Origin of the sequence: Rhodopseudomonas boonkerdii, from assembly GCF_021184025.1 — a bacterium.
In the GTDB taxonomy this organism is placed as follows: Bacteria; Pseudomonadota; Alphaproteobacteria; order Rhizobiales; family Xanthobacteraceae; genus Tardiphaga; species Tardiphaga boonkerdii.
Genome location: NZ_CP036537.1, coordinates 4,267,902 through 4,281,402, shown reverse-complemented (window position 1 = coordinate 4,281,402; position 13,501 = coordinate 4,267,902). Strand labels below are relative to the sequence as shown.

The 13,501-nt window shown below is 63.0% G+C and carries 1 protein-coding gene; it reads left to right on the top strand.

The features are described 5' to 3' along the window. Nucleotides 1-217 precede the first annotated feature (217 nt). Entirely contained in the window at nucleotides 218-13,009 is a 12,792-nt protein-coding gene (locus E0H22_RS19665; protein WP_233022670.1) for a filamentous hemagglutinin family protein, read from the top strand. Nucleotides 13,010-13,501 lie beyond the last annotated feature (492 nt).

The following is a 13,501-nucleotide window of genomic DNA, read 5'->3' as shown; positions in this document are numbered from 1 at the left end:
GAAATATTTGTGACACGGTTCAGTCCCGCCCTGCCTCCAACCGTCTTACGGGCAATCACGAGAAGAGACGGAAAGCAGGGGCGTGTGTGTCATCCGCGAGTGACGGTTCGGCAATAGGAATTGCCGGCGGCAGTCGTGGATGTTCGATGTGTTCTGCCTCGGTCCCTTCGCTGGAACGGTCTCGGTGCGTTTCTGTCGCACCGTTTGAGGGGCAATCATGGCGTCGAACTTCAACAAGCTTCAGGTGTTCTCGCGTTCCGGCGCTCTGCTGACGACGGTCAGCACCGTTGCGCTCCTGATGTCGTCGCCACTGGTTTATGCCCGCGCATTGAATGGCGGCGGCAGCGCCGGCTCCGTCTCAGCGCCGAACATTGCGTCGGAAGCCGCTGCGCAGGCGGCGCAGCAGGCCGCTGCGGCGGCGCGGCAGTCGCAGGATTCGTTGGCGCGCGCGGCACGTGCCGTCCAGGACATCCAGGCGGTGCAAGCCGCAGCGCGTGCGGCGGCCGCAGCTGCGCAGGTCTCGGCCACGGCACCAGTCTTGGTGCCGAACGGTCTCGGTGCCGGCGGTCTGCTGCCGAACATGCCGGCGGGCTGGAGCGGCGCCAATGCGCCGACGCAGAACGTCGATGGCTCCGGGCAGACCCAGGTCAATATTCGCCAGACCACCCAGCAGGCGATCCTGAACTGGCAGAGCTTCAATGTCGGGGCGCGCACGACGCTGACCTTCGACCAGCAAGGCAATAGCAACTGGACTGCGCTCAACCGCGTCACTGCGGTAACCGGGCCGAGCCAGATCCTTGGCAATATCAAGGCCGACGGTCAGGTCTATGTGATCAACCAGAGCGGCATCATTTTCGGCGGCAACAGCCAGGTGAATGTCGGCGCCTTGATCGCATCGACCGCCGGCATCACCGATCAGCAATTCCGGACTAACGGCATCTATTCGACCCAGACCGGCGCGACCTATCTGCCGAGCTTCACTGCGTCGGGCGGCAAGGTCGTCGTCGAGGCCGGTGCGTCGATATCAACGCATGCGCCGTCCTCTGTGACGGTGGGCGGCGGCGCCGTGCTGATGATTGGCAGCGAGGTGGTCAATGCCGGCGCCATCGCGACGCCGAAGGGGCAGACGATCCTGGCGGGGGGCGACGACTTCATCCTGCGCAGCGGTTATAGCACCGATGCCAACCAGCTCTCGACCACCAATGGCAGCGAGATCGCGCCGGTGATCCGTGCCGGTAGTTCTGCGGGCAAAGTGACCAATATGGGCATCGTGCTGGCGCAGCGCGGCGATATCACGCTGGCCGGCCGCAGCGTGATGCAGGACGGCATTCTGCTCGCCACCACCTCGGTCCATCAGCGCGGCACGATCCATTTGCTGAACGCAGCGAGCGACAGCAGTGGTGGCGTCACCATGACGGGCAGGAGCGTCAGTGCGATCACGCCGGAACTGGATTCCAAGGATACTGCGCTCAACGCGCAGCGCGATGTGCTGATCGCCGCGTCGGGGCTGAACCTGCTGGCCCTTGCGCAGTTCGACAATCTGTCGGTGCTGACGGATCGCCGCGACCAGTCACGCATCGAGATCGTCACCGGCGGTCTGGTCGACTTCAGGAGCGGTTCCTACACCGCGGCGCAAGGCGGCCAGATCGCGGTCAGCGCCGGCACGCGCGTGTTCGCCGGGGCCGGCTCCGTCATCGATGTCTCCGGCGTGCAGGGCGCGGTGCGGCCGATGTCGGCCAATCAGGTGCAGGTCAATGTCCAGGGCAACGAGCTGCGCGACAGTCCGGTCAATCGCGACAGCGGCGCGCTGATCAGCAAGAATGTGTGGATCGACATCCGCGATCTCGTCTTCGTCGCCGCCGGCACCGGCGGCTATCCCGGTGACCGCTACTACACCAAAGGCGGGCTTCTGGAAGTCGGCGGCTATCTCGCCAATGCCGCGCACACCATCGGCGAATGGGCCGCGGTCGGCGGCACCATCACGCTGGCGGGGCCGGAGGTCGTCGCGCAGCAAGGTGCGAAATTCAACATCGCCGGCGGCTCGGTGAACTACGATGGCGGCTGGATCTATTCCAGCAAGCTGATCGGCACCGACGGTCGCATCTACAGCTTCGATACCGCCCCGGCCGACATGAAGCTTATTGCCGCAGCCGGCGGCTTCGTGCGCACGCACAACATCCAGGGCAAGGTCTCCGACCAGCTCACCGAAGTGTGGACCTCGATCTTCGACCGCACCACGTCGCGGCGCTGGGAGGACGGCTACACGGTCGGCCGCGATGCCGGCCGCCTCAACCTGTCGACGCCGACCGCGCTCATGGAAGCCGACATCATCGCCGATGTCGTCAAGGGCGCGCGCCAGACCTCGGTGCGCGCCGCCAATGTCGCCGATGGCTACAAGCAGGTGCAGAATGCCGCGCCGCTGGAAGGCACGCTCGGCCTCGGCCGTTATGGCGCTGTGGTCGGCGGCGCCGGCCTGCACGCATCGGATGTCCGATTCGGCGATATTGCCGATATCACCGCCGGGATGTCCGCCACAGATGCGCTGCCGTTGGCCCGTAAGGACACCGCCTGGTTCGACGTCCCCCACATCAATAAGCTGCATCTGGGCGGGCTCGATATCGGCACGACCGAGACGATCACCATCGAACGTGCGCTGACCGTGGCCGAGGGCGGCCGGATCAATCTCAACGCGGCGGTGGTCGATATCAAGGCCGATGTGACCGCGCGCGGCGGCTCGCTCACCGTGGACAACTACTTCAAGGGCGGTGGCGATCGTGGCGCTTCGCAGACATTGCTCAAGAACGGCGCGTCGTCGATCGCCCTGCATGACGGTGTGACGCTCGATCTGCGCGGATTGTGGGTCAACGCACTGCTGAACAGGGATGACAGCAACAAGCTGGCTTATCTGAACGGCGGCACGGTCACCCTGAAATCGACCCATGACGTGACGCTGAAGACCGGCAGTGTGATCGATGTCTCGTCGGGCGGCGCGATCCTCGCCAACGGCAAGACCAGGGGCGGTAAGGGTGGTGATGTCACCCTGATCGCGGACCAGGAGATCTCCCAGGTCCAGGTCAACGGCCTCCTGACCCTCGATGGCAACATCCGCGGCTACGGCGTGACCGGTGGAGGCACGCTCCGGATCGAATCCGGAACGGCGATCGGGATCGGCGGCAAACTACTCGCCAATGACGGTGTTCTCGGCGCGGGTGAGAAGGCACCGACCGATCTGGTGCTGTTGCAGGATTATCAGGTCAAGGCTGGCGATGTCCTGCCGGTCGATTACAGCTACGTCACCACTGTTGCGAAGCCCGGCGAGACGATCGGCACGAGCAACGTAGCCCTCCGCGACGAAACGCTCGCTGCCGATTGGATTCCGTCGCGTCCGGCAACAGGGAAAATCGATTACACCATTTTTGTGCCGGGCGGCTATTATAGGATCAACCAGAATGACTATAGCATTCACAGGACTGGTGATCCCAACATCATCAGAGGGAATGGCCTTCCGGTGATTCCGGCGGGAACTGTAGTTTCTATTTCACAGGGCGCGTTTGCGTCATCCTATATCGTGCCTGGCGACGCATTCCCGAGCGGCATCCCGATCTATAACAAAACCGTTACGGTGGCGGCAGGTAACGCATCGCCGGTCGACTTCATGGTTTCATCCGGGACGCGGCTGGCAGCCGGAACGACCTTCAATTCGTCGGTGGCTGTCGCGCCGACGCTGAAAGTTGATACATCGCTTTTCCAATCCGGCTTCTCCAATTACGACGTCAACGGCCGTCATGGTCTAGTGGTGATAGAAGGCGCCGGGCTCGACGTGACGATGCCTGTCTATCGGTTCACGGAGACAGCCTTCACGACAGTCACTGGTGCGGATCCCGCGCGCGGCTTGAGCGTATGGACGCCGCCGCAGTGGATGGAAGATGCGGCTAATAACCGTCTGATCCAGCGCGGTGGCGCGAGCCTGATCTTGCGCTCTGCGGTCGGTGAAGCCGCGTTGATGTCGGCAAACGGGCCGATCGATATTCGTGCGAGCGCTGCGATCAAAGTCGATGCCGGTCAATCGATCAGTCTGCAAGGAACGGATTTCACCATCGATGGCACGCTGACCGCCCCAGGCGGCACCATTACCCTGACGGGGAGAAGTGGTGCGACAAACACAGCCGGTCTGATCTGGATTGGCGAACGCGCCGTGCTCGATGTCGCGGCGCTTGCCGTGACGGCGACCAATACACGCGGCCAGATCTATGGCGTTGTCGGCAAGGGCGGCTCGATCCTGATCGGTGGCGCGATGGATTGGGAAGAAAAGGGCGAAGCCGACGCGCCGCACGCCTTTGTCGTGATCCGCCCCGGTGCGGTGCTCGATGCGTCGGGCACGAGTGCCGTGCTCGATATTCCACTATCCGACCTTGCGAAAAACAGCGCGCCGCTCAACGTCACCAGCGATGGCGGCACCATCGTGATCAAGTCCAGCGTCGGGCTTTATCTCGACGGCACGCTGCGGGCAGCGGCCGGCGGCGCAAACGCGGCCGGCGGAACGCTGGGGCTGGCGCTGGAAACGGCGGCGTATCCAACGCTGACAACATCCGGGGATGTGTTGCGGCATCGTGAGTTCGTTATCGCTAATGTCCAGGGTGATAGCCCAATCGCAGGTGCGGCATCGATGGCGGAGGCCAAGGCCGGTCTTGTAGTCGGTACCGCACGGCTCGGCACCGATCGCGTCCAGCGGGGCGGTTTCGGTAATCTCTCGCTGCTGGCTGATGGGCCGCTATCCTTCGATGGCAACGTCATGCTTGCTCTGAACCAGAGTCTGCGTCTTTATGCCGGCACATTTGCTCTCAGTGAGAGCGCAGCGGTGAACTCGCAAGTGTCGCTAGCCGCACCCTATGTGCGGCTAGCTGGCACCATTCGCCTCGGCGAAGCTGGGGTCATCTTTCCCGCGGTGACTTGGAGGGACGGTCCGTCGCAGCAGGAAAGCGACGGCGTCTTCTCCATCACCGCCGATCTGATCGACCTCCGCGATCGCGTTGGCTTTGGTGCGCGCAAGGACATCGACACCAAGACGTCATTCTACACTGTGGATCGCCGCGGCTTCGCGCTGCTCGATCTCACCAGCCACGGTGATGTCCGTCTGCTGTCCGGCACGCCGGGGCGCGGCTTGTCAGGCGCTGTCACCACCGAACTCGCTACGCTCCGGGATATTAGGTTGACCGCCGCACAAATCTATCCGGCAACCGGGGTTAGCGCGCAGATCGTCGCCGGACACACCGATGGCGGCAATTTCCTGTCCGGCAGTGTGCTCACCATCCGAAGATATGGCGACGCGATCCCCGACATGCCGTATTCGGCCTTTGGATTGCTTTATCTCGGCGCGGAAACGGTCAATCAGGGCGGCGTCGTGCGCGCGCCGTTTGGCGCGCTGCAACTCGGCACGATAGATCGTGGCGGTCAGGCGCAGGCCGATGCGGTCAATCTCCTGCCGGGCAGCATCACCTCTGTGAGCGGTGCCGGACTTGTGATGCCCTATGGCGGCACAGTCGATGGTCTTGTTTATCGCTACAATGGGGCCGCCATCGTGCTCAACGGCGTCGGCGGTATGGCCGGCGATCAAGTCAGGCGCGGGATTCGGCTTTCGACCACCCATCTGAACGTTGAGGCCGGCGCGGTTCTCGATCTGTCTGGTGGCGGCGAACTCGCCGGTGCGGGCTTCGTGTCGGGCCGCGGCGGTTCAGTCGATATCCTGGCCACACCTTTGGTCAACGCCAATCCCGGTTACGGCTACAGCAGCAAGGGCAATGCGGTCTATGCGATCGTGCCGAGCCGCGCGGGGGCCTATGCGCCGGTAGTGCAGGACACGGGCTTTGGTGCGCCGCCGATCGGTCAGCAAATCACTGTTCCCGATGGTGTGCCGGGTCTGCCGGCCGGCACCTATATGCTGATGCCGTCGAGCTACGCGCTATTGCCCGGTGCATTCCGTGTGGAGATCGGTGCAGGGAGCCAGACGAGCCTTGCGAGCGCTACGTCCCTGACGAGCGCGATGGCGATCGGCAACGGCTCCTATGTGACGATAGGCACCCTCGGCATCGCCAACACATCCGTTCGTGCGTCGCTGCCCAATCGGGTGACGATCACGCCGGCCGATACCGTGCGCGCGCATTCGTCCTACAACGAGATGGACTACAATGCCTTCGTGCTTGCGGACGCCGCCCGCGTCGGCGTGCCGCGCGCCATGCTGACAATCGATGCGCAAACATTGGATATTCTGATGGCGAAACCGGCCGTTGCCGACGGCCGCTCGCAATTGCGCTTCAACGGTGATCTGCGCATGGATCCTGTTTCCGGCAGCGATGGCTTCAACGGGACCGTCAATGTGCGCGATGTCGGCGAAATCCTTGCTCCCGGCCAGAGTGCCGATCCTGCCATACGATTTTACGCATCCGTCTATGCCGACGAACTCAGCAAGCTCAATGCGCCGCGTTTGGTGCTGAACGGCTTAATCTCCACGAACTACGGTGTAGCGGGCCGCTTTGCCATGATTCAGGGCGGCTACAACAGGAGCCTCATCCTGCGTAGTGGCGCTCACCTGGCAGCGGCGGAGGTGGTCCTGGCCGGCAGTGTCACGATCGAGGAGGGGGCGTCGATCAGCACGATTGGCCGCGGCCGCGCCAGCTATGATTCCAGCGACGGGTTTGTCTTCGTTGCCGAGAACGGCGTTCTTGCGCTTTCCAACGGCTGGATCAACCTGCTGCAAACATCGACGACCACCAATAATGCCAATATCACGGTCGGCGCCTGCATCACCGTGGACTGCAATCGCACCACGACGCTGGTGTCGGAAGGCACCATCGCCGCTTCGACATCCGGCGCGCTCACCATCGCCAGCAACGTGTCCTACGGCACGCGGAACCTCGTGCTCGCGATGTCGGCGGTCAATCTCGGCGAGGAGGCGAGTCTCTCAGCCGCCGCGGCCGCGGGTCATCTGCCCACGGGCCTCGCGCTCAATCAGGGCCTGCTGGCGCAACTGCTCGCGGGCAATACCGCGACCGGCGCGCCGGCACTGGAAACGCTGGTGCTCAATGCGCGCGATGCGGTGAACATCTTTGGCTCGGTAACCCTCGACGCGTCGAAGGTCGGACGTCTGGTGCTCGGCACGCCCGCGATTTACGGCTATGGCGCATCGGGCGACGTGGCGAGGATCCGGGCTGGCGAATTCATCTGGACCGGTTCGGAGGCCGCGCCCGGCGCGGCGATGGCGAACATTCTTGGAGATGGCAAGCTCGACATCGCGGCGCAGCGCCTTGTGTTCGGTTCCGCGCCGAATTCCCGGCCGAGCAGCACCGTCACCGACAACCGTCTCGCGCTTGGCTTCACGGAAGTCAGCATCGCCGCCGGCGAACGCATCACCGCAACCGGCAAGAGCACGCTCGGTGTTTATCACGCGCAGGGCGCCTATACGCCAGCGACCGGCTATCAATACACCGGCGGCAATCTGACCTTCACGACGCCGCTGTTCACCGGCGAGTCCGGATCGATCAACACGATCACGGCCGGCGGCGATGTCGTCGTTGCCGGAGGGAATGGCGCGGCAGCGCCGAGGATCGATGCGCTCGGCGCCCAGCTCAAATTGACGGGCGCCAATGTCACGGTCGATACCCATGTGGTGCTGCCGTCGGGCAAGCTCGTTCTGACTGCAACCGGCGACATCGCGCTCGGCAATAGTTCGAACATCGATCTGTCGGGTCGTGCGGTGCAGATGTTTGATGTCACCAAATATAGCTGGGGCGGCGATCTGGTACTCACCAGCAGCGCGGGCAGTATCACACAGGCGGCGGGATCGGTCATCGACCTCAGCGCACAGTACAATCGCGGTGGTACGATGGTTGCGACGGCGCTTGGTGCCGGTGCCGGTCATGTCGCGCTTGGCGGCGTAATCCTGGGCAGCGCAACGGGCCTCTACGACGCCGGCGGGACGATGGTGCCTTACGATGCGGCCGAGCTGACGGTGCGCGGGCAGACGCTCGCCGACTTTGCGGGATTGAACGCGCGTCTCACCGCCGGCGGTGTGTTCGGCGCACGCAAATTCCAGATCAAGCAGGGCGATCTGGTCGTCGGCGATGAGGTCAAGGCTCGCAATGTCGAGATCACGCTGGATGGTGGCAATCTGATCGTCAACGGCATGATTGACGCCAGCGGCTTCCAGGTCGGCAGCATCCGCCTTGCGGCGATGGGTGATCTCACCGTCAATGGCACGCTCGATGCGCACGGCACCGGCATGCGCTTCGACAGCTACGGCAAGATCATCGATGCACCGAATCGGGCCATCATCGACCTGACGACGCGTCAGGGCACGCTGACGCTCGGCAGCAATGCGGCGTTCGACCTGCGCTCAGGCACAGGTGTCGCCATGGGAAGCGGTCCCGGCCAGAACGATGGCGTTGCCCGCGGCACGCTCGATCTCAACGCACGGCGTCTCGGCGGCAGCGGCGGCCAGGGCGGTGTCGACAGCGCAGGCAACGGCGCCAACGATGTCGCCGTCAACGTGATCGGTTCACCACGCGTTGCTGGTGCGAAGACGATCGCAGTCAATGCTTTCCGCATCTATGACGATGCACCGCTGGCCGGCGCGCCGGATGTGACAGGGCATAAGCCGCAGGAAATCACGCAGGCCTATCTCGATGGTATCGACGGCGACAGCAGCGCCTTTATCGGTGCGGCGCTTGCCAATACGTCCCTGAGCAACAGGCTTGCCGGTCTCGGCAGCTATCGCCTGCGGCCGGGCGTCGAGGTCGTCAGCAAGATCAGCGCCGACAACCCGAACGGCGATCTCACCGTCGCCGGCGATCTCGATTTGTCCAACTATCGTTATGGCCTCGGCTCGAACCGGAACGATCCGGCATTGCGCGGCTATGGCGAACCCGGCGTGCTGAGCATCCGCGCGGCCGGCGATCTCAATATCCGCGGCTCCATCAATGACGGCTTTGCGCCGCCGCCGGCCACGCCAGACGACAATGGCTGGGTGCTTACCAACGGCGTGGTGCTTTACGGCGGCGATCTCGTGCTTCCGATCGCCGTCACGCTCGACGCCGGGACGGTGTTCAAGAAAGGTGTGACACTCAATTATGATCTGCCGGCGGCGTTCGTCCCGCTTGTGGCAGATCCATTCAACAACAACGTCTCGGCCGGCACGGTGCTGCCGGTGAGGGCGACCCTGGCAGGCCCTCTCGGCCTGTCCGCCGGCAGCGTCGTTGGCGCGACCATCTATTATGCCGATGGCAGCGTAGCCTATGCCGCCGGCACGATCCTGCCGAATGCGGTGACGCTCACCGCCGGCATGCAACTTGGCGCTGGCACGGTGCTACGTAGCGCCGCCAATATCGCGGCGCTGATCTGGCCGAAGGGTGTTCCACTGCCGTCGGACATGACATCGACTGCAGCGTTGGCGCTGGCGGCCGGGTCGATGATTCCGTCGATGACGGACGTGAAGTTGCCCGGCGGTCAATCGATCGATCTGCGCAGCCGGACAGGCGGCAGGCAGGGACAGAACTGGGCGGTGGCGCCGATGCTGGGCGCTGGTGCGACGTCATGGTCGATGCGGCTCGTCGCTGGCGCCGATCTTGGTTCCGCGGACCGGCGTGCGCTCAATCCCGCGTCCAGCGGTGCGATCAAGCTCGCTGATACGCATCACACGATCGATTTTACCACCGGGATTATTGGAGGTTCCATCATTTGGGTGGATGGCAACTACATGGGTTATCCAGGGGGCGAAACGGTGTCTCCCGACGATCTGTTTTGGTGCGATATCGATCCCTCGTTATGCACCGTCGGTGGTGGTCAGATGGCTATCACCGGGAACCAGCCTGCCGCTTCCGCCTTCAGCGTGGTCCGCACAGGCACCGGTGACCTTGATCTGGTCGCCGCCGGTGATATCCGGATGGGGTCACTCTACGGTATCTACACTGCGGGCACGGCGACGCCGGTCGATCCGGCGTATAACCGCGCGCGCGGACTTCTCGCAGACGACACACCGCTCGGCTTCAAGATCGCCCAATATGCCGCGGCGCTTTCGACCTATCAAGCATGGTACCCGGACCGGGGCGGCAACGTGCTGATCGCGGCTGGCGGTGATCTCGTTGGCGATATCACTCAAGGCGTCGGCCCAACGAGTGTCATCACCGGCAACTGGCTATGGCGGCAGGGCACGGGTACGACCGCGGTTGACGCAACGATCCCGACCTCCTGGTGGATCAATTTCGGTACCTATACGGCCAATACAGCCGCTGACCGCCCCGATCTGCTCGGCTTCACCGGCATCGGTGCGCTGGGTGGCGGCAATGTCGCGATCCGCGTCGGCGGCGAAGCCGGTACGATCAACCTTCGTGGTGGACAAGGATTGTTGGGTGCGCACAGAAGTCAGGGACTGGTGGTCGCTGTCGGAAGCAGCGGCCGCGTAGGCGCCGACGGATCGCTGACACTGACCGGCGGCGGCGACATCGATATGCGGATCGCCGGCGCGCTCAACCCGAATCTGGCGCTCACCAACAGCACCGAAATCCATGCACTTCCCGGCGCTCTCGTGAATCTTCGCGGTGGCTTGCATGTGGCCGCGGAGTCGATCGGCGGCATCAAACTCATCTATCGGTCGGGGGGCGGTCTGAACGATGCGTTCGATCCGCGCGGCATCGATCCGTTTACCGCCTCATCTTCGGATGCTCGGTCCGGCGTCACGCTGGTGCCCGGAGACTCCGCAGTTTATCTCGAAACGCTGGGCGATCTCGTGCTCGGCGGTGCCGGCGACCCCGGTCGCTCGCAATCGCCAAACCGATCTGCGTTCTCGTCCGGTGGAGCGAATGATCGCGGGCAGAGCTGGTTCACGCTCTGGACCGATCACACCGCGATCAATCTGATCTCGGCCGGCGGTAACCTCACGCCGACGACGTCGTCATCTGAAGATCCGTTCCGAAACAGCGATCAGAATGCGGCGGACGGATCGTTCACTTATCCATCCATTTTGCGGGCGGCAACGTTTGGTGGCAGCATCTACTATGGCGTGAACGCCCTGTCGTATATGCGGAGCAATCCTCCCGATCCGCTATTCTTCGTCACCCTTGCGCCATCCGCTCACGGTTCTCTGGAGATGCTGGCTCGGGATTCGATCTATGGCGGGCAGTATTCGTTCAGCCTGTCCGGTTCCGGCATCGCTCTGCCGACGCCCTTCAATCCCGCCTTCATGGGAGAAAATGTGGACGGCTTGGGGCGCGTCAAGGTCACTAACGGTTCACCCAGTGGTGTTATTGACCTTAGCGACAACAACGCCGCGCTATCGCTGTTTTTCTTCGGTCCGAACAGCGCCGCGTTCAATCTAGCTCGTGCGCTGGACGCCGCCCCGATCAGATTCTACGCCCGAGAAGGCGATGTTGTCGGGCTGCGCACGGGTGAGACGCTGACATTCGGAAACAACATCTCCACCTGGTACAATGCTGCGGCTCCTGTCGTCGTGCGCGCGGGCCGCGACATCGTGGGCGCAGGCCTTGCGCCCGGAGTAACGACAACAAGTGCCATCCTGGGATGGCGTTCGCGCGGCAATCTGATCGTGCATAGCAATCCGGACGATGTCTCGATCATCTCCGCGGGCCGCGACATCGTCTACGCCAATTTCGATGTTGCCGGTCCGGGTGTGCTGGAAGTTTCCGCCGGCCGCAACTTGTATCAGGCCGACAAGGGGGCGATTACGAGCGTCGGTCCAGTTGCCAACGATGATAAACGCCGCGGTGCCGATGTCGTAATGCTCGCGGGCGTCGGGACCGCAGGACCGGATTACGACGCGTTTGCGGCGCGCTATCTCGATCCGGCCAATCTCGCGGTCAGCGGCACGCCGCTGGCCGAGCAGTCCGGCAAGGTCGCCAAGACCTATGAGAAGGACCTTATGTCCTGGCTCAAGGAACGTTACGGCTTCTCCGGCTCCGAAGTGGCGGCGCGTGCTTATTTCGATTCGTTGACACCAGAGCAGCGAAACATCTTCTTACGCGAAGTTTATTTCGCGGAGCTCACTGCCGGTGGACGCGAATATAATGATCAGAACAGTTCACGTCACGGCAGCTATCTGCGCGGCCGCAATGCGATCGCGGCGCTGTTCCCGAATGACGCGGCCTATGGCGGTGATATCACCATGTTCGGTGGCTCCGGCGTTCGCACCCAGTCGGGCGGCGACATCCAGATGTTCACGCCGGGCGGTCGCACCGTCATCGGCGTGGAAGGGCAGGTGCCGCCGGCCTCCGCGGGTCTGGTCACGCAAGGCAGCGGCGACATTCAACTGTACTCCAAGGGCAGCATCCTGCTCGGCCTGTCCCGCATCATGACGACCTTTGGCGGCAATATCATCGCTTGGTCCGCGGAAGGCGACATCAATGCCGGGCGCGGCTCCAAGACGACGGTGATCTATACGCCACCGAAACGTGTCTACGACAACTATGGCGGCGTGATTCTGTCCTCGCAGGTGCCGTCGTCCGGCGCCGGCATCGCGACCTTGAACCCGATCGCGGAAGTCGCCGCTGGCGACGTCGATCTGATCGCACCGCTCGGCACCATCGACGCCGGCGAAGCCGGCATCCGCGTCTCCGGCAACGTCAATCTGGCGGCGCTTCAGATCATCAACGCCGCAAACATTCAGGTGCAGGGCACGTCAGCGGGCATTCCAACCGTGCAGGCACCGAGCATCAGCGCTGCATTATCGACCTCGAACGCCGCCGCAGCATCACAGCAGACTGCGACGCCGACCCAGGGCAGCGGCAACGCGCAGCCATCGGTGATTATCGTCGAAGTGCTGGGGTATGGCGGCGGATCGGGCGAGGAGGATGACCGGAAGCGCGAGCAATTACGCACTGAACCGCGTGACGAGCGTCGCACGCAGAATCCGAACAGCCCGGTTCAGATTCTCGGTGCGGGAAAGCTCGATCAAGCAGCGATGGATCAATTCACCGCGGAGGAGCGGCAGCGCTTGGTTCAGTGACTGAAGCGCGAAGCGGTACGTGCGGGGTGAGGCGACGCCAATATGAATGTACGCACTTTGTGCAACGCGGTCATTTATATTGACGGAGATCGTTGATCTTACTTTTCTGAGTTCCTGCAAAACAACATGAACTCCCTGTTCAAGTGTGCGGGAAATGTGTGAACTGGGCTTGAAAACAGCGGGAATAGCCGCATCTCGCTCGCTGTTTAGAATGGAATGTCGCGTGTTCCCTGTAAAATTCCCCGTTTGCAGGGAAAATCACTGGAGCTTGGTGCGAATGGCACTCCCGCCCCAGCCAGGACTCAGCGAGCGAGCTTGAACCTTTCGTGCGCTGCAGTGTCCTTTCGCAAGGGAGTAGAATTTTCTCGCAAGGGAGCAGAATTTCCGCCCTTTCCGAATAAGGATCGGGCTCATTCGTTGGCGTCATGCAAATCCTCTTTCATGCGGCACCTCCGGTTCGTCATCGCCGGAAGAAGCAAAAAGGAAGCAGCA